Origin of the sequence: Parvibaculum sp. (assembly GCF_039973015.1) — a bacterium.
Lineage (GTDB): Bacteria > Pseudomonadota > Alphaproteobacteria > Parvibaculales > Parvibaculaceae > Parvibaculum.
The window spans coordinates 20,587-37,961 of sequence record NZ_JBDWLT010000004.1; the positions used below are offsets into that span (position 1 = coordinate 20,587).

At 58.9% G+C, this 17,375-nt stretch carries 15 protein-coding genes and 1 pseudogene; 9 read left to right on the forward strand and 7 right to left on the reverse strand.

Annotated features, from left to right (window positions below):
- Window positions 1-57: 57 nt before the first annotated feature.
- On the reverse strand, window positions 58-798 hold the full coding sequence (locus tag ABJO61_RS02995; RefSeq protein ID WP_293325500.1) for an enoyl-CoA hydratase/isomerase family protein: 741 nt from the start codon (window positions 796-798) through the stop codon (window positions 58-60).
- Between the two features lie 95 nt (window positions 799-893).
- Window positions 894-1,769: an alpha/beta hydrolase gene (locus ABJO61_RS03000; protein ID WP_348330716.1), complete on the reverse strand. Its 876-nt coding sequence runs from the start codon at window positions 1,767-1,769 to the stop codon at window positions 894-896.
- Between the two features lie 140 nt (window positions 1,770-1,909).
- Here ABJO61_RS03000 and ABJO61_RS03005 point away from each other — a divergent pair, with 140 nt between their 5' ends.
- The 6 genes from ABJO61_RS03005 (at window position 1,910) to ABJO61_RS03030 (ending at window position 8,076) form a co-directional block, all read left to right on the forward strand.
- The gene (locus tag ABJO61_RS03005) at window positions 1,910-2,740 is read left to right on the forward strand and encodes an FCD domain-containing protein (RefSeq protein WP_293217722.1); all 831 of its coding nucleotides are present in this window, start codon (window positions 1,910-1,912) and stop codon (window positions 2,738-2,740) included.
- Window positions 2,741-2,855: 115 nt separating this feature from the next.
- Window positions 2,856-3,989, forward strand: coding sequence for a nitronate monooxygenase (locus tag ABJO61_RS03010; protein WP_293326783.1), 1,134 nt, complete (start codon window positions 2,856-2,858; stop codon window positions 3,987-3,989).
- A 52-nt stretch (window positions 3,990-4,041) separates the two neighbouring features.
- Window positions 4,042-4,488 carry a PaaI family thioesterase gene (locus ABJO61_RS03015; RefSeq protein ID WP_293217716.1) on the forward strand — a complete coding sequence of 149 codons (447 nt, stop codon included), beginning with the start codon at window positions 4,042-4,044 and terminating at the stop codon, window positions 4,486-4,488.
- A gap of 125 nt (window positions 4,489-4,613) precedes the next feature.
- Window positions 4,614-6,248, forward strand: a complete 1,635-nt coding sequence (locus ABJO61_RS03020; protein WP_293326780.1) for an NAD(P)/FAD-dependent oxidoreductase — start codon at window positions 4,614-4,616, stop codon at window positions 6,246-6,248.
- A gap of 161 nt (window positions 6,249-6,409) precedes the next feature.
- Window positions 6,410-7,663, forward strand: coding sequence for a cytochrome P450 (locus ABJO61_RS03025; protein WP_293217708.1), 1,254 nt, complete (start codon window positions 6,410-6,412; stop codon window positions 7,661-7,663).
- 86 nt (window positions 7,664-7,749) lie between these two features.
- Window positions 7,750-8,076 carry a 2Fe-2S iron-sulfur cluster-binding protein gene (locus tag ABJO61_RS03030; protein ID WP_045448706.1) on the forward strand — a complete coding sequence of 109 codons (327 nt, stop codon included), beginning with the start codon at window positions 7,750-7,752 and terminating at the stop codon, window positions 8,074-8,076.
- A gap of 244 nt (window positions 8,077-8,320) precedes the next feature.
- Here the strand turns inward: ABJO61_RS03030 and ABJO61_RS03035 are convergent.
- From ABJO61_RS03035 to ABJO61_RS03045, 3 genes and pseudogenes are all read right to left on the reverse strand, one after another.
- Window positions 8,321-8,520 (reverse strand): annotated as a pseudogene (locus ABJO61_RS03035) (IS3 family transposase); the annotation flags it as partial.
- A gap of 49 nt (window positions 8,521-8,569) precedes the next feature.
- Complete coding sequence (locus tag ABJO61_RS03040; protein ID WP_045448710.1) at window positions 8,570-9,658, reverse strand: LLM class flavin-dependent oxidoreductase; 1,089 nt, start codon at window positions 9,656-9,658, stop codon at window positions 8,570-8,572.
- Between the two features lie 39 nt (window positions 9,659-9,697).
- Window positions 9,698-10,510 carry an enoyl-CoA hydratase-related protein gene (locus ABJO61_RS03045; RefSeq protein WP_348326480.1) on the reverse strand — a complete coding sequence of 271 codons (813 nt, stop codon included), beginning with the start codon at window positions 10,508-10,510 and terminating at the stop codon, window positions 9,698-9,700.
- A gap of 155 nt (window positions 10,511-10,665) precedes the next feature.
- On the opposite strand from ABJO61_RS03045, the gene ABJO61_RS03050 reads away from it, so the two are divergent.
- The 3 genes from ABJO61_RS03050 to ABJO61_RS03060 are packed head-to-tail and all read left to right on the forward strand — an operon-like array spanning window position 10,666 to window position 14,418.
- Entirely contained in the window at window positions 10,666-11,769 is a 1,104-nt protein-coding gene (locus ABJO61_RS03050) for an amidohydrolase family protein (RefSeq protein ID WP_293323253.1), read from the forward strand.
- Window positions 11,770-11,827: 58 nt separating this feature from the next.
- A complete protein-coding gene (locus ABJO61_RS03055) occupies window positions 11,828-13,510 on the forward strand; it encodes an amidohydrolase family protein (RefSeq protein WP_348326477.1) in 1,683 nt (560 codons plus the stop codon).
- 14 nt (window positions 13,511-13,524) lie between these two features.
- Entirely contained in the window at window positions 13,525-14,418 is an 894-nt protein-coding gene (locus tag ABJO61_RS03060) for an alpha/beta hydrolase (protein WP_348326475.1), read from the forward strand.
- On the opposite strand, the gene ABJO61_RS03065 is transcribed toward ABJO61_RS03060, so the two are convergent.
- Window positions 14,419-15,258 carry a helix-turn-helix domain-containing protein gene (locus ABJO61_RS03065; protein WP_293323261.1) on the reverse strand — a complete coding sequence of 280 codons (840 nt, stop codon included), beginning with the start codon at window positions 15,256-15,258 and terminating at the stop codon, window positions 14,419-14,421. It lies immediately after the preceding gene.
- 55 nt (window positions 15,259-15,313) lie between these two features.
- Window positions 15,314-17,359: an NADPH-dependent 2,4-dienoyl-CoA reductase gene (locus ABJO61_RS03070; protein WP_348326473.1), complete on the reverse strand. Its 2,046-nt coding sequence runs from the start codon at window positions 17,357-17,359 to the stop codon at window positions 15,314-15,316.
- Between the last annotated feature and the right edge of the window lie 16 nt (window positions 17,360-17,375).

The following is a 17,375-nucleotide window of genomic DNA, read 5'->3' on the forward strand; positions in this document are numbered from 1 at the left end:
TCCACCCGCCACATAAGATCGAAGGAGGTCGAAGGCAGCGCGGCGCGTGGCCCGCCGTCATTTTTTTCCGAATGAGGCGACCCGTTCGCGCGCGTCGTAGCAGGCACCGGGGCTATGCGCGAGTTCGTAGGCCAGCCCCGCCTGGGCGGTCATGCCGTCGGTCGCGCCCAGCAGACTTTTGTTGACCTGATTGCTGTAGGTTGAATTGGCGGCGATACGCTGAGCAAGGTCATTTGTCGCCTGTTCCAGTTCGACATCGTCGACACAAATGTCGACCAGCCCCATACGCTCCGCCGCCTCCGCCGCGAAAATATCGGAGGTAAACATCATCTGCTTGGCCTTCGACAGCCCGACGCGACGCGGCAGTCTTTGCGTCATGCCCCAGAGCGGGCTCAGTCCCCACTTGCTATGCGTGTCGCCGAACCTGGCGGAGCGCGCGGCGATGATGATATCTGCCGCGAGCGCAAGCTCCAGTCCGCCAGTATAGCAATGCCCGCGGATGCAGGCGACGACCGGTTGCGGCAGTTCGGCCAGCGCCTGAATGGTCTTCGCCTGGAAATGCGGCTCCGGCGGGCGTTCGCCCTTCTGGATGTCCTTCAGATCGTGGCCGGCTGAAAAAGCCTTGCCCGCGCCCGTGATGATGACGCATGCCACCTCGTGAACCTGTCCACGAAGCGCATCCACATGCCTGCGCAATTCCTCGAACAGCGGGACATTGAGCGCGTTCAAGGTTTCCGGACGGTTGAGCGTCAGCGTACAAATACGCCCGCTGTCCTTGCGACGAACCAGATTCGACATCGGCTTTCTCCCTTCCTCTTCTCGATCTTAATTTGTCTGGCTTGTCTTCATCTGTCGAAGACGTACAGGCGTGAATGAATACGTCCGGGCTGGGGCTACGATGCGCTCGCGGCAGGTGCCATTCGCGTCAGAAAATCCAGAACGGCGCTTGTAAATATGTCGTTCTTGTCGCCCGCTACCATATGGCCCGCATTTGCGACATCGATAAACTCGGAATGAGGAACGATCTCGGCGAATTGCCGCGCCGCTTCGACCGTCACGAGGTCGCTGTCGCGGCCGCGGACAAGGAGCGTCGGTATTTTCAGGGAACGTGCCGCCATTTGGAGGCGTTCGGGTTCGCGGCTGCCTTGCGGCTTTTGCGTGCCGGTGACGAAACGCGGATCCCAATGCCAGTAGTAGCGGCCGTTTTCCCTGAGGCGAAGGTTCTTCGCCAGTCCGCTCAGATTTTTGGGACGAGTCCGGCCGGGCATGTAGCGCGATATCGTATCGGCTGCTTCCTCAAGCGAGGCGAAGCCCTCTTCCACATTCGACGACATGAATCCGAGGATTTTTTGAACACCCTCCATGTTCATCTGAGGGGTGATGTCGACGAGGACCAGCGCCGCAAATCCGCGCCGTCCGGCCTTTGCGTATTCTCCCTGCGCGATCATGCCCGCGATGCCGCCCAGAGATGCGCCAACCAGGACCGGAGGCACGGAGAAGCCGTCCGCGATGTCGAGGAGATCCTCCGCGAAACGCTCCATTCTGTAGTCTCCGTCCGGAGACCAGTCGCTTTCGCCGTGCCCGCGCAAATCGACGGCGAGGGTGTAGTATCCGTTTTGTCCCAACCTTTTACCGCAGGCTTGCCAAGCATGGCGTGTCTGTCCGCCGCCATGGGCGAGCATGACCGGACGCCCATGGTCGGGGCCGAATGCGTCCGCCGCGATTTTGAGATTTTGGACAAGGGTGAACAAGGTCCGGTTTTCTGACATCAAACGCCTTTTTCCAATGTTCTTCGTATGTGTATTAAGAGCCGGAATCCATTATGATAAATTGATGGGATGTTGCAAACACGGACGATGGTATTGTAGTCGGGTTCGCCCAACCGTTCCCTGATGGGGGGCGATTGGTCTTGAAAACGAAGAATGCAGGTATACGAATGAAAGCGAGCGTGTCCGTTTCGCGAGTTGGCCGATTTCCGAAAGGGTCCGGCAAGCGTGCCCTCACAGTTGCGAGGCAGATTGTCGACGACATTGAGCAGCAAGGTGCCGAGGTCGGAGATCGCTTGCCACCGGAACAGGAGATGCTCTTACGGTATGGCGTGGCCCGCGCGACTTTGCGGGAGGCGCTCAGGTTTCTGGAACTGCAGGGCATCATTTTTCTGCGGCCCGGCCCCGGCGGCGGGCCGGTTGTTCAGGAGCCTCGACCGAAAGATTTTGCCAGTACAATGGCGTTGCTGCTGCAGTTTCTCGGCACCACATTCCGTTCGCTGATTGAAGTGAGGCAAGCGGTCGGCCCGACCATGGCGGCGCTTGCGGCGGAGCGTGCGTCCGATGAGGATATCGACAAGCTGAATACCTCATTGGCCACTTTGAAGACGCTGTCCGTATCTTGCGACTCCTATGCGGAGGAGAACAGGCGTTTCCACGACGTGCTTGCGTGGGCGTCTGGCAATCCCTTGATCGGATTTCTGATCAGTTCGCTTCACAACATTACGAATGCGTCGGAAGTCGGCATAACTTACACCGAAGGTGAGCGTGATTATCAGATCAAGGCGTACGGACGGCTTCTCAAGGCGATTGAAGATCGCAATCCGGACCTCGCCTTCACCGAAATGTCCCGGTTCATAAGCCGATCCGACAAGTATCTGGAATCTCGTCATCCCGACATCATGTCCAAGATCGTGCGTTGGCAGGATGTGGACGACCTGAGCGTGCCGCGGGTTCCCCGACGGAAACGCTAGGCGAGTGCTAGCGATTTCGATGTCGTTTTTTGCGGCACTTGCGCCGGTCCTTGGGCGTCGCTAATTTATGATCATAAATAACGCGGCCGATGAAGTCGCCCATGGGAGGTTAGCTATGACTCTGCATAGCCGAGTATGTGATATTCTGGGAATCAAATACCCGATTTTGCTGGCCGGTATGGGCGGTGCGAGCGTTCCACGGCTTGCGGCGGCGGTATCGAATGCGGGTGGCCTCGGTGTGCTTGGTGCGGCTGCTTGTTCTCCCGATCAGCTGCGCGAATGGATTCGGGAAACGCGATCGTTGACGGACAAACCATTTGGTGTAGACACCCTGCTGCCAGCCTCCGTGCGCAGGGAAGCCTACAAAGGCAAGGCGGGTCCGTCTCCGATGGATCTGCTGCCTGAGTACCAAAAATTCGCGCAAGATTTTCTGAAGAAGGAAAACATACCGCCGCTGAAATCCAGGGCGCGGGAATCCGAGGAAGCTCACCGGTCGTCCAAATCGAGCGCGCCGTTGTTTTCGAAAGAATTCTTCGAAGCGCAAATGGAAGTCGTTGTTGAGGAACGGGTTCCTGTCTATGCGGCGGGTCTCGGCAATCCGGGACCCTGGCTTGATCGGCTCCACGCCAACGGCACCAAGGTGATGGCAGTCGTCGGCGCCGTAAAGCATGCCCTGCAGGTGGTCAATTCCGGCATCGATCTGATCGTTGCGCAAGGTCATGACGGGGGCGGGCATAACTCGCCCATCGGAACGATGGCGCTCATCCCGCAGGTTGTCGATGCGGTTGCGGGTCGCATTCCCGTGCTCGGCGCGGGCGGCATTTCCGACGGGCGCGGGATCGCGGCTGCAATGATGCTCGGCGCCGAAGGTGCCTGGATCGGTACGGCGTTTCTCGCGACCGACGAGGCGGGCATCGAGGACTTCCAGAAGGAAGCGATCGTCGAGTCGGGTGACGGTGACACACTTGTTTCGCGAACGGTCACCGGAAAGCCGGCCCGGATCATTCGCAACAAGTGGTCCGAGGCTTTTGTCGAGGCGGGTCTGGAGCCGTTGCCCATGCCCTTCCAGCCCATGGTTGCGATGCCGGTTCTGGCGGCGGCGGCGGCGGTAAAGCGGAAAGACATCGCTCCCGGTTTCGCAGGGCAGGGCATGGGCCTCATTCACAAGGTAAAGCCGGCTGCGGAAGTCATGGCCGATCTCGTGAAAAGCGCCGAGAGCTCGTTGAGCAGTGCAAACGCCTATCTGTAAGCCTCGGCTGCGCGCCCTGGGGATCATTTATTGAAGGTTCGGAGAAAACGAAATGACAATCGTTGCAAAACTGCCGGAGTTCAACCAGGAGATCGCAGAGGGTTTCATAAACGCCAGCAATTCAATGAAAGGGTTGCCCGAATTTCTGGGGGTCCGCATCACGCATATCGAGCCGGGCAAGCTCACTGCCGAGATGGAAGTTTCCGACCGGCTGTTGACGCCGATCGGAAACATGCATGGTGGGGTGCTGGCTGCGATGTGCGACCATGTTCTCGGCTGCGTTTGCTATCCGCATATGCGGAAAGGACAGTGGGCGGCCACGACGGAATTCAAGCTCAATCTGCTGGCGCCGGTATCGTCGGGCAAGGTTACAGCAGTGGCTGAACTGATTGCGATGACAAAATCGACTGCGGTGGTTCGTATAGATGTGACGAACGAGGGCCGCGCCTGTTGTGCGGCCCAAGGCACCGTTCTCATTCGCGATCCAAAGCCCGCTTAGGCAACGCAGCTCCCCTCCCGGCGCTGCGAGGAAGATTGCTCGGCGACCGAATATGGTTTTGATGAAGTAAATTCCGGAACGATATCCACCGTTTCGTGGCGGGGATAGGAAGGGAAGCTGTTTCCATGAGTTCGCTACAATCCGGCCAGACGCAAAAAAATGACGATGCCGAGGTATTCGATGCCCTCATTGTCGGAGCGGGATTCAATGGCATCTATCAGCTTCACCGCTTGCGGCAAGAAGGTTTCAAAGTGCGCCTGTTTGAGGCCGGTGCCGACATGGGGGGCATCTGGTACTGGAACTGCTATCCTGGCGCGCGGGTCGATTCTCATGTCCCGATTTATGAATTTTCGATCGAGGAATTATGGCGCGACTGGAACTGGACCGAGAGGTTTCCGGCTTGGGACGAGCTGCGCCGCTACTTCCACTACGTCGACAAAAAACTCGATCTCAGCCGTGACATAAGATTTGGCACGCGCGTCAGCGCGGCGGAATTCGACGAAGCGCGCGATCAATGGGTCATCCGCACGACCGATGGCGCCGTCGTGCGCGCCCGGTTCTTTATCCTTTGCACAGGTTTTGCGTCGAAACCCTATATTCCGAACTACAAGGGTCTTGAAAGCTTCGCGGGAGAATCATTTCACACGGGATTGTGGCCCCAGGAAGGCGCCAGTTTCACGGGCAAGCGGGTTGGCGTCGTGGGAACCGGAGCGAGCGGCGTTCAGGTGGTACAGGAAGCCAGCAAGGATGCGGCACATCTGACGGTGTTCCAGCGCACGCCGATCCTCGCTCTGCCGATGCAGCAGCGCAAGCTCGATGTCGAGACGCAGCAGCGGATGAAGGCCGATTATCCGGAGATATTCCGTGTACGGCGGGAGACGTTTGGCGGATTCGACATCCTGAGGGACGAAAGGTCCGCGCTGGAAGTGCCGCCGGAAGAGCGCTGCGCGCTTTATGAAAGGCTTTGGCAGAAAGGCGGCTTCCACTACTGGATTGGTGGATTTTCCGACATCCTGACGAATGAGGAAGCAAATCGTACCATGTACGATTTCTGGCGCGACAAGACCCGCGCCCGGATCAAGGATCCGGCATTGGCCGACAAACTCGCGCCGATGGAGCCGCCACATCCCTTCGGCGTCAAGCGGCCTTCGCTGGAGCAGTGGTATTACGAAGTGTTCAATCAGGACAACGTCAGCCTGATAGATGTGCGAGAGACGCCCATCGCGGAAATAGTTCCCGAAGGCGTGCGCACGGCGGATGGTCTGGTTGAACTCGATATGCTTGTTCTGGCGACGGGATTCGACGCCGTGACCGGCGGGTTGACACAGATCGATATACGCGGGACGGGCGGTGTGACGCTCAAGGAAAGATGGACCGAAGGCGCGCGTACTTATCTCGGTTTCGCGACGTCGGGATTCCCGAACATGCTTTTTCTTTACGGTCCGCAGAGTCCTTCCGGATTCTGCAACGGCCCGACATGTGCCGAATTGCAGGGTGAGTGGGTCGTCGGTTGCCTCAAACATATGCGCGAGAATAACAAGCGGCGGATCGAGGCGACCGCTCAGGCGGAGGAAGAATGGACGCAGTTCCTGAACGCCATCGCCGACATGACGCTCTTTCCCCGGGCCGATTCCTGGTACATGGGTGCCAACGTTCCCGGGAAACCGCGGCAGCTTCTGAATTTCCCCGGCGTGCCCATGTATATGGACCGGTGCAATACCGCCGCGGCCAAGGATTATGAAGGATTCGTCCTGGATTGATGTATCTGCGGCAGCCTCGCTGCCGGTTTTTGGGGGAGCCTGCGGGACAAAAGCGTTTGACGCTGAATCGTCCATATGATTTATTATAATGAATTACACAAAAGATTGCATGCGCCATGACGGGGGGATGCCGCGTAGCTGTCGATCGGGAGGACGGAGAGATGACGACCGACACATTGACTAGAGATCCGGCTTCGACGGTCCCGCTTTCTCAGATGGATGTCAGCGATCCAAAGCTCTTTCAAAGCGACACGATCGGGAGCTACTTCACACGGCTGCGGCGGGAAGACCCCGTCCATTATTGCCCCGAGAGCGCCTATGGCCCTTACTGGTCGGTAACGAAATTCAACGACATCATGCAGGTCGAAGTGAACCACCAGACGTTCTCCTCGGAGGCTAAACTTGGTGGTATCACCCTGCAGGACATGCAAAGCGGCGAAGCGTCGCTTGAACTTGAGATGTTCATTGCGATGGATCCGCCCAAGCATGACGCTCAGCGCAAGGCAGTCAGTCCGGCTGTCGCCCCGTCCAACCTTGTTCTGCTGGAGCCCATCATCCGCGAGCGCGCGGGGCTTATTCTCGATTCGCTTCCCGTCGGCGAGGAGATCGACTGGGTTGACCGGGTTTCCATCGAGCTTACGACGATGACGCTGGCGACACTGTTCGACTTCCCCTGGGAGGAGCGGCGCAAGCTCACTCGCTGGTCGGATGTTGCGACCGCGACGCCGGAGACGGGCGTGGTTTCTTCGTTTGAGCAGCGCCGCGAGGAGCTCCTCGAATGTGCGCAATACTTCAAGGGCCTTTGGGACAAGCGGGCCAACGAGCCGCCGAAGCCCGATCTGATCTCGATGATGGTGCATTCGCCCGCGACGCGGGACATGCCGTATCTCGAATTTCTGGGCAACCTGATTCTCCTGATCGTCGGCGGTAACGACACCACGCGCAATTCCATCAGCGGCGGGGTGCTCGCCCTTAATCAGAACCCGGCCGAATACCGCAAGCTCATGGCCGATCCAGGCCTCATCCCGAAAATGATCCCCGAGATCATCCGCTGGCAGACGCCGCTGACGCATATGCGTCGGACGGCACTCATGGACGCCGAAATCGGTGGCAAGAAGATCAGAAAGGGCGACAAAGTCGTTATGTGGTACCTCTCGGGAAACCGGGACGACGAGGTAATTGACCGCCCGAACGAGTTCATTATCGACCGCCCGAATTCCCGTCACCATCTTTCCTTCGGTTTCGGCGTCCATCGCTGCATGGGGAACCGCGTGGCGGAGTTGCAGTTGCGCATCATCTGGGAAGAAATCCTGAAGCGTTTCAGCAAGGTGGAGGTCGTCGGCGCGCCCGAGAGAACGCTGTCCAACTTCATCCGCGGGTTCACCCGTCTGCCGGTGAAGCTGCGCGGGCATTAGTTCGCGACGGAGCGGCGCCCCCGATTCATCGCGAAAACGAACGCTCCACTCGCCGTTTCATCCAGCATGATCGAAAAGAGAAAAATATGCCCACAGTCATTTTCATCGAGCCGGACGGCGCTGAATATCCTATCGCGGTCAAGAGTGGCACGACTGCGAGGGACGCCGCGGTCAACAACGGTGTGCCGGGCATCGACGGCGATTGCGGGGGCGAATGCGCCTGCGCGACCTGCCATGTGCATGTCGATGCCGCGTGGATGTCCCGGGCCGGCATGGCCGAGCCGGGCGGCATGGAAGCCAACTTGCTACAATTTGCCGAAGGTTCGACGGAAAACAGCCGCCTTGCTTGCCAGATCACAATGACCGACGATCTCGACGGTCTCATGTTGAGAATACCCGACGGTCAGCACTAGTCGCAGTCGGCGTGCGGATTTCGAGGTTCCTCCCCCGATCCTCCCCTTGAAAGACGGGCGTCGACTGCCCCTTGGGTCGAGATAGATCTCCTCCGACCCAAACCTCGTCTTCGTGCTGATCCCGAAAGTCGGCAGCGTTGGGACGCTGAATCAACCGAAATCATTTGCCTTCGACGGCGCCGCTCTTCCCGGGTGTCAGCATAACAGCGCTGTCGTCATCTTTTCCGGCCTGCGAAGTTCGTTTATTTCGTGAGGGTTCGATCTTGCGGGCCATGCGTTCGATCTTGAGCGAGGAGAGGCGCTCGCCATCGCTGCACTGTCCCGGCAATTTCCAGACCGGCTCATCGAGCATGCATCCCTGTGATCGGAGAGATGCATCGGCGCATCCGGCTTTCCACGCCGCCAGATCGCCGTTACCAAGGCATCGACGACAAGCCGGGTCGTCGCCTGGTTTTCAGATCAGACCGCCACGAGGCTTCCAGAAGCGGACGCGTCAAGCCACCTTGCGTTTGCTGCTCTTTCTCAGGGCCGGTATGACGTGTCTGGCAAACGAACGCATGCTTTCGGCTGCTTCCTCGTAGCTCATGCCACCGAAAAGGAAGCAGGGATTGATGTCGAATTCGCCCAGAAGCGATTTGCGATATTCGAACTTCTCGACGATTTCCTTGGGCGTCCCCCAGGCCGTGACATCGAGGTAGGTCTTGGCCATTCCATCCTTGCCGAGCGCGCGAATGGCGTCGACGGCCTGGGCGTAGGACTCGTAGCCCTTGGCGTTCTTAAAATGCTCGCCGGCCAGTTCATAGTGATCGAGTACCGAAAGCAGATAGTTGGTCACATATTTCTGTCCCAACTCCTTCGCGCGAGCAGGATCGGTGTCGCAATAGGTGAAGTCGCATATCATGATCGGCGGTGCGTCTTCGCCATGCTGCGCCTTGTACGCAGCCTTGTATTCCTTGACGGCCTCGGCCTGAGCTTCCCACGGCTTTTGAGCAAAGATCACCATCCGCGCGCCAGCCTTCGCGCACTGAAGAACGGATTCCGGCGACATGGCGACCTGATAGATGCGCCCCTTGAAGGAGCCGCGCGGATTGGGACGGATTTCTATCCGCTTCTGCGGATAGAAGGGGCCGCTTCCTTCGATGAAGCCGGTCTCGAGAGCGTCTATAATCATCGGGCTTGCTTCATCGAAGCGTTGGCGGGCTTCGTCCATGTTCACGCCCATGCCGTCATATTCCTTGCGCGCCAGACCGCGCCCCATCCCGAAGAGCGTTCGGCCTTGGCAAAGGTGATCCAGCAGGACGACCTTTTCCGCGATCCGAACGGGCACATTCCAGGGAAGGATGACAGCGCCGGTGCCCAACTTGATGCGTTTGGTGCGCGCCGCCATGTAACTCAGGAACTGGGTGTTGTCGGGACAAAACGAATAGTCCTCGAAATGATGCTCGACGGGCCACAATGCGTCAAAGCCGAGTTCTTCCGCCAAAAGCCCGAGACGGATCTCCTCGTCATAGACCTGGCCGTCGGTTACGCCAGAGTTGGCTCTGTCGAAATTCTGAAAAACCATCTGAATGCCGAACTGCATCGGAACGTCTCCCCGTGGTAATGATTTCGGTTTCTTGCTTCAACGGCCCTTATAGTTTGGCTTGCGCTTCTCCATGAATGCCTTGGGCCCCTCGCGGGCATCCTCGGTCTTGAACACGGGGGCTGCGAAGCGCGACTCCATACCCATCGCCTCGCTCTCGGGGCGTCCCAGACATTCGCGGGCGGATTTGCGAATCGCCTGAACGGCGATCGGCCCATTCGCGGCGATCTTCTCCGCGAGTTCGAATGCCGCGTCGAGCACTTGCTTCTGGGGGACGACACGATTCAGGAATCCCAGATCGTAGGCCTCCTGCGCGCTGATCAGGTCGCCGGTGAGCAGCAGTTCCATTGCCCTTGCATAAGGTATCTGGCGCGGAAGGCGCACCGTTGAGCCGCCGCCCGGAAAAATCGCCCATTTGACTTCCTGCACGCCGAGCTTTGCCGTATCCGCGGCGATACGCATGTCGGTTCCTTGCGCCAGCTCCATCCCGCCTGCGACGGCAAAGCCGTTGATCGCGGCGATGACCGGCTTTGTCACATCGAATGTGCGCAACAGGCCTTTGGCCAGGATATTCGGATCGTCCAGAATTTTCTGGTCCCATTCGTTTTGCGGTTTGCGTGCGCCATTTATGAGCGGGATGAGTTGCCCGAGATCCGCGCCCGAACAAAACGCCTTGTCTCCGGCGCCGGTGACGATGGCGACGCGGATATTCGCGTCGTCGCGCACCTCTTCCCAATGACCGGCAAGCCTGACCAACATCTCCGGACTGAACGAGTTGCGCGCTTCCGGGCGGTTGAGCGTGATCAGCGCGATATGGCCCTTTTTTTCGAGCAGGGCCGGTTCCATCGTCATGTTCGCGTCTCCCCTGAATAACAGATATGTGTTTTTGATTGCATGAATATAATTTATCTGGACTCGGGTTGTGCCGCCAGCGAAGATTTATGATCAGGGATTGTCAAATTAAAAGTCGCGCCCTTGAAACCAAATGCGACGCTGGGAGAGAGACAATGATCAAGAAACCCATATCCGCGGATTCGCACATCACCGAACCGCCGCATTGCTATGTTGATTACATTGATCCCAAATTCCGCGATCGCGCGCCGCGCATTCAGCGGATCGACAAGATTGGCGATGCTTTCATCGTCGATGGTATGGGGTCTCCAGTTCCGATGGGGCTGGTGGCCGCCGCCGGCAAGGATTCGGCGGAGATCACGACAGACGGCGTCGCCTTCGAAGACCTGTGGAAGAGCGGCTGGGACGCCAAGTTCCGCGTTGCGGACCAGGAGAAGGACGGCGTTGCGGCCGAATTCATCTATCCGACGGTCGGAATGGTGATCTGCAACCATCCCGACTTCGACTACAAGAAAGCCTGCTTCGAGGCTTATAATCGTTGGTTGCAGGAATACTGCGCCGAGGCACCCGACCGTCTTTACGGTCTTGCGCAGGTTTCCATGCGATCGCCGGAAGATGGCGTTGCGGAAATCAGGCATGCGAAGGAGATGGGCTTCAAGGGTGTGATGATGCCCGGAAACCCCGCCGTCGAGGATTATGATTCAACTGTATACGACAAGGTCTGGGCGACCGCTGTCGAGTGCGACATGCCGCTCTCGTTCCACATCCTGACCGGCAAATCGGACAGTCTTTCGGGGCAGGTCCGGGGTCCGCGTATCAACGGCTTCCTGTCGATTATCCGTGGCTGCCAGGACGTGATGGGCACCTTCATATTCGGCGGTGTCTTCGATCGCTTCCCCGACCTCAAGGTTGTCTGCGTCGAGGCCGATGCGGGCTGGGTTCCGCACTACATGTATCGCATGGACCATGCCTACAAGCGTCATCGCTACTGGATGAAGGCGCCGCCGCTCAAGCGGATGCCGAGCGACTATTTCAACGACAACATCTATGTGACGTTCCAGGACGACTGGGTCGCCTTCAGGATGAAGGATATGTGTAATGTCCGCCGTCTGATGTGGGCGAACGATTTCCCGCATTCGGATTCGACCTGGCCCTGGTCGCAGGCAATGCTTGAAGAGCACACGAAAAATCTGAGCGAGCAGGAACGCAACTGGATATGCCACGACAACGTCGCTGAACTCTACAAGCTCGCCGTTTGACGATCCGTATACTGATGTCAAGGCGCGGGTTTTTTCGATTCACGGGGAGGACGTTTTCATGGACTACGATCTGAAGATCGTGGGTGGATTCATTGTCGACGGCACCGGCTCTCCGGGCTATGCCGGAGACATCGGTATTCGCGATGGCAAAGTTGTGGCGATGGGGCAGGCCCCCGCCGGGGCGAGGACGACTATCGAGGCCCGGGGGCAGGTCGTTGCCCCCGGCGTCGTCGATATACATACGCATTACGATGCCCAGCTTCTGTGGGACAGGAATCTGTCGATCTCGCCGTGGCACGGCGTGACGACGGTCGTGGTGGGCAATTGCGGGTTCGGCATCGCACCGACGCGCAAGGAGCACCGCGGCCTTATTCTGCGGACGCTCGAAAATGTCGAGGGCATGAGCGTCAGGGCGCTGGAGGCCGGTCTCGGCGACGAATGGGGGTTCGAGACGTTTCCCGAATATCTCGACGTCGTGGAAAAGAAGGGTACGTTGATTAACGTAGCCGTTCTTCTGGGGCATACGCCGCTTCGTCTCTATGCCCTCGGGCCTGAATCCACCGAACGGGCGGCGCGGCCGGAGGAGGTCAGGCATATGAAAAGTCTGATGCGCGAGGGCCTCGAAGCGGGCGCGCTCGGTTACGCGACATCGAAATCGCCGACGCATGTGGGCTACGAGGGCAGGCCGGTTCCAAGCCGGCTGGCGGCGTTCAGCGAGATACGGGAGATCGCGTCGGCGCTGGGCGAGGCGGGCGAGGGCGTGATACAGGCGACTGTCGGCAAGGAACTGTCATTTGATGAATTCGCGGAATTGAACCGCGTTTCCGGTCGCCATGTCAGTTGGACGGCGTTGCTGGGCGGTGGCGGGGTGCTGAATGTCGGCTCCGCAGCCGAGCAGTTGGCGCGCTCAAACGAACTTCAGTCGGCTGGTTACGCGGTATTTCCGCAGGTCACCTGCAGGCCACTCAATTTTGAATTTCGATTCGATCAGCCGTTTCTGTTTCAGAGCATGCCGGTCTTCGCGCCGGTGAACAAAGCCGACCGCGCGGAAAAACTGAGGCTTTACGCCGACAACTCTTTCCGGGCGGGATTCCGGGACGCGATGCGTGGTCCGATTCTCAATGCGTGGGACAAGGCGGTCATCGCTTATTGTCCGGATCGGCCGGAGTTCGCGGAACGGCTGGTGCGCGACGTCGCAGCGGAACTCGGATGCAACTCGATCGATCTTGCGTTGGATCTCTCGATTCAAAGCGATCTGCAGACACGGTTCCGCCTGCCTGTCGCAAACGCCGACGAAGACGAGGTGGCAACGTTGCTGCGCGACTCCTGCACGGTGCTTGGCCTCTCGGACGCAGGCGCGCATGCGAGCCAACTCTGCGATGCATGTTTTTCCACGCATCTTCTCGGAAGGTGGGTCCGTGAAAAGCGCGTTTTGACGCTGGAGGAGGCGGTCCGGATGCTGACATCGCGGCCCGCCGAGGTGTTCGGCATCAAGGATCGTGGTCGCCTCGCTGTGGGAATGCCCGCCGATGTCCTGATCTTCGACGCCGAAACGGTTGGCGCAAGTTCCCTTCGCAGGGTCTATGACCTGCCTGCTGGCGAAGACCGGCTGATTTCCGATGCCTCGGGCATTTCAGCCGTCGTCGTCAACGGGACATTGATCCGGCGCAATGGCGTCGATGTGTTGGGCGCCGAAGGTCGTTTGCCGGGCCGTCTATTGCGCCATGGCGCAGCAGCCTGAGGAGGACGTGAAAAATGAGTCTTGAGGAACTTGCTGTCGTTCGTCAGCTGCTTGCTGGCCTTGTGACCGGGGAGGCTCGTTCTCTTGAGGATTTTCGTACCTCGTATGACGAGGCTGGCAAGGCGTTCGGTCTTCCCGAAGGTGTGACGGTCACGCCGGTTTCCGCCGGCAGGGTTCCTGGCGAATGGCTGGCGCCGGCTGCCGGTGCCGGCAAGCGGGTTTTGCTCTATCTGCATGGAGGAGGCTATGCGCTTGGTTCTCTCGACTCGCATCGCCATCTTGCGGCGCGCGCAGCTCTTGCCCTGAAAGGCCGGGTTCTGCTGATCGACTACAGGCGGTCTCCAGAGCATCCATTTCCGGCGGCGGTCGATGATGCGCTTGCTGCTTATCGCTGGTTGACCGAGACGGGCGTCGACCCGGCGAAGCTCGCTGTGGCGGGAGATTCAGCCGGCGGCGGCCTGACGGTTGCCGTGCTTCTGGCGGCGCGCGATGCCGGTCTCAGACTTCCGGCTGCGGCCGTTTGTATTTCGCCGTGGGCCAATCTTGAAAATAAAGGTGCCTCTTATGGCGCGAAAGCGAATGTGGACCCGATGGTGCGCCATGCCGATCTTGAGCTGTGGACGGCGGCCTATCTGGGAACTTCAACCCCGCGCAGGGCGCCTCTGGCATCGCCCGTATACGCCGATCTCAATGGATTGCCGCCATTCCTGATTCAGGTAGGCAGTTCGGAGGTTTTGCTCTCGGATAGCCACTTATTGGCCGATAGATTGAAAGAGGCCGGCGTATCCGTCGATCTCCATGTCTGGCCGGAGATGATTCATGTCTGGCACTGGTTTGCGCCGGTCTTGAGCGAAGGCCGCGCGGCGATCGACGAGATGGCCAGCTTCCTGGATACAAAGCTCGGATGATTATGGCGCTGTATCGTCGTCGATTTCAAGTTGGTCCTCGTCGTCTACAGTCTCCTTAAAGCCTTGCCCGTTTTGTGATATGTGCTCGGCGATAGCGTTTTTCAGTAACGCCGTGAACGGTAGTTTACGATTGCGAAAATACTCGTTGGGAGCGGCTATCCCGATCGCGACCGAGCGTCCGGACGGACCCATCGGAATGGGCATTGCCAGCATGGTCGCTCCCGGCGTCACGAGATCGCTGTAAAGCGCAAGGCCGCGTTTTCTGATTCTTTGCAGTTCGTCTTCGATCTCCTGCATCGATTCCCGCCGCTCTGGCATGGCGGCAAGGGCATCATGAATCAGACGTCTCGCTTCGGGCAACGGAAGTTCGCTCAGCAGAACGCGGCCAATCGTCGAAAAAGCGAGCATTCGCTTGGTGCTTGGCTTGACATGGAAGCGGATGGGCGACGTACCTTGAATCACCTTCACATATTGAGCATAAGCCCCTAGACGCGCAGCGAGGATGATCGTGCATCCCGTATCGGCCGAAAGCCGTCTCATAAGGCGCTGGACATTCCGGATCGGTAACGCCTCGGCTTCCACCCAGTTTCCCAGCAGAGATATCCGGATGCTTGGAAAAAAAGTTTTGCCCCGGTCGTCGTGCTCCAGATAGCCGAGGCTCACGAGGCTTTTCAGAAGGGCGGCGGTGCTGGAATGAGGATAACTCAGCGCCTGCGCTACGTCTTGAATCGTCACCGGGCGTCTTACTTCGTCGAAATACTCGAAAATCTCCAGAACACGGGTCGCGGATTTTACCGTTGCAGCCGAGGGCTGTTCGGATTTGAGGACATTAGCGTTCATGGCGACAACTCTGATTTATATGGTCTCTTCCGCGCCTCGTTTTTCGTTTGCTTCCTCAGAGAGAGAGCGCGAGGCGCATGCCATCTTCGATCGCCCTCACAGCATCGAGTTGTTGAGGCTTGTCGACACCGCCGATTGCGTGAACGGGTTTGCCCAGGGACCGCGCCAATGACAACGCATCGTCCGCCGATTCCTGTCCGGCGCAGACGACAATCGTGTCGACTTTCAACGTCTGCGGCTTGCCGCCTGCCTCGATGTGGAGCCCGGCATCGTCGATCTTCCGATAGGTTACATCGCCGGTCATCGTAACGCCGCGGAACATCACCTCCAGAAAATTCGCCCATCCCCTGGTCTTGCTCAGGCTGGCACCGAAGCTGGCACGCGGCTTGCGCTGGAGAAGATGAATCTTGCGCGATGAAGACCATTGATGATTGGCCGGCAGCAAAGCGCCTGGCTGCGTATAGCTCAAGTCGATTCCCCACTCGGAGGAAAATCCCTCGACATCGGGATGCGACGGATCGTGCGGGCCGTGCGGATGAGACAGGAGCGTCGCCACGTCGAAGCCTATGCCGCCGGCACCGACAATGGCAACCTCGGCACCGACGCGTGCGGTGTCCGTGATTGCCTCTACATAGGTCATAACCGATGGGTGATCCGCACCTGGAACGTCGAGATGGCGCGGGCGAACGCCGGTTGCGACGACGATTTCGTCAAATCCCCCGCTCTCCAGGTCGGCGAGTGAAGCCGGTCGGCCGCAACGGACCTCGACGCCCAGTTCGTCGAGCCGGTTCCTGAAATAGCGGATAGTCTCGGCATAATCCTCCTTGCCGGGAATCCGCCGTGCCAGATTGAATTGACCGCCGATATCGATGTCGGCTTCGAATAGCGCAACCTTGTGGCCACGTTCGGCCGCCGTTACCGCGCAGGCAAGACCCGCCGGGCCGCCGCCAAGGACCGCAATGCATTTTCCTCGGGTCGCTGGTACAATCTTGAATTCGACTTCCCGGCATGCCGCAGGGTTGACCATGCAGGTCGTCAGCCGTCCGGTGAAGGCGTTGTCGAGGCAGGCCTGATTGCAACCGATGCAAGTATTGATTTTCGACGATGCGCCCGATGCCGCTTTCGCAACAAAATCGGGATCGGCCAATAGTGGACGCGCGAGCGAAACCATGTCGGCTTGTCCGTCTGCAATCAGTTGCTCCGCTTGCTCCGGCGTATTGATCCGGTTGGACGCGACCACGGGTATCGCGACTTCCGCCTTGAGCCGCTTGATCGCCCAGGTGAAAGCTCCGCGCGGCACCATATGAGCGATCGTCGGCACACGCGATTCATGCCAGCCTATGCCGGTATTGAGGATGTTTGCTCCGCTTGCCTCGACATCTTTTGCGAGGGCGGCGACGTCCGGCCAGGAATTGCCCCCCTCGACAAGATCGAGAACGGATATCCGGTAAGCGATAATGAAGTCCGGTCCGCAACGCTTGCGGACACGCCCGACGACCTCAACCGGTAAGCGACGCCGGTTCTCCGCCGAACCGCCCCAGCCATCTGTACGCTGATTTGTACGCGCTGCGGTGAACTGATTGAGAAAATAGCCCTCCGAACCCATGACTTCAACGCCGTCATATCCGGCTTCGCGTGCGAGTGCCCCAGCGGTGCCAAAATCCTCGATGGTCTGGAGGATTTCATCTTCGCCCAGGGCGCGGGGCGTAAGCGGATTGATGCGGGACCTGACTGCGGAGGGAGCCACCAGTTCGGCATGCCGACCGTAGCGCCCCGCATGCAGGAGCTGGAGAACGATCTTTCCGCCCTCATCGTGGACAGCGCGTGTGATCACACGATGACTCTCAACGAGGTCCTCGGTCATGACCGACGCGCGCTCTGCAAGCCTTCCCGCCCTGTTCGGCGAGATGCCGCCGGTAACAAGAATTCCGACGCCGCCCTTTGCGCGTCGTGCGAAGAATTTGGCCTGTCGCTCGAAACCGTCCTGCATCTCCTCGAGGCCGGTGTGCATCGATCCCATCAACACGCGGTTTCTGAGCGCAGTAAACCCGAGATCGAGCGGGGCAAGCAGATGAACAAATGTATCTGGCGTTTTTTTCACTTCGACCAATTTCCGT

What these genes read in the sequence shown, in the direction of transcription:
- ABJO61_RS03040 (WP_045448710.1), bottom strand. Translation starts at nt 9,658, where the DNA reads ATGCAGTTCGGCATTCAGATGGTTTTTCAGAATTTCGACAGAGCCAAC.
- ABJO61_RS03025 (WP_293217708.1), top strand. Translation starts at nt 6,410, where the DNA reads ATGACGACCGACACATTGACTAGAGATCCGGCTTCGACGGTCCCGCTT.
- ABJO61_RS03055 (WP_348326477.1), top strand. Translation starts at nt 11,828, where the DNA reads ATGGACTACGATCTGAAGATCGTGGGTGGATTCATTGTCGACGGCACC.
- ABJO61_RS03000 (WP_348330716.1), bottom strand. Translation starts at nt 1,769, where the DNA reads ATGTCAGAAAACCGGACCTTGTTCACCCTTGTCCAAAATCTCAAAATC.
- ABJO61_RS03065 (WP_293323261.1), bottom strand. Translation starts at nt 15,258, where the DNA reads ATGAACGCTAATGTCCTCAAATCCGAACAGCCCTCGGCTGCAACGGTA.
- ABJO61_RS03030 (WP_045448706.1), top strand. Translation starts at nt 7,750, where the DNA reads ATGCCCACAGTCATTTTCATCGAGCCGGACGGCGCTGAATATCCTATC.
- ABJO61_RS03010 (WP_293326783.1), top strand. Translation starts at nt 2,856, where the DNA reads ATGACTCTGCATAGCCGAGTATGTGATATTCTGGGAATCAAATACCCG.
- ABJO61_RS02995 (WP_293325500.1), bottom strand. Translation starts at nt 798, where the DNA reads ATGTCGAATCTGGTTCGTCGCAAGGACAGCGGGCGTATTTGTACGCTG.
- ABJO61_RS03045 (WP_348326480.1), bottom strand. Translation starts at nt 10,510, where the DNA reads ATGACGATGGAACCGGCCCTGCTCGAAAAAAAGGGCCATATCGCGCTG.
- ABJO61_RS03050 (WP_293323253.1), top strand. Translation starts at nt 10,666, where the DNA reads ATGATCAAGAAACCCATATCCGCGGATTCGCACATCACCGAACCGCCG.
- ABJO61_RS03060 (WP_348326475.1), top strand. Translation starts at nt 13,525, where the DNA reads ATGAGTCTTGAGGAACTTGCTGTCGTTCGTCAGCTGCTTGCTGGCCTT.
- ABJO61_RS03020 (WP_293326780.1), top strand. Translation starts at nt 4,614, where the DNA reads ATGAGTTCGCTACAATCCGGCCAGACGCAAAAAAATGACGATGCCGAG.
- ABJO61_RS03015 (WP_293217716.1), top strand. Translation starts at nt 4,042, where the DNA reads ATGACAATCGTTGCAAAACTGCCGGAGTTCAACCAGGAGATCGCAGAG.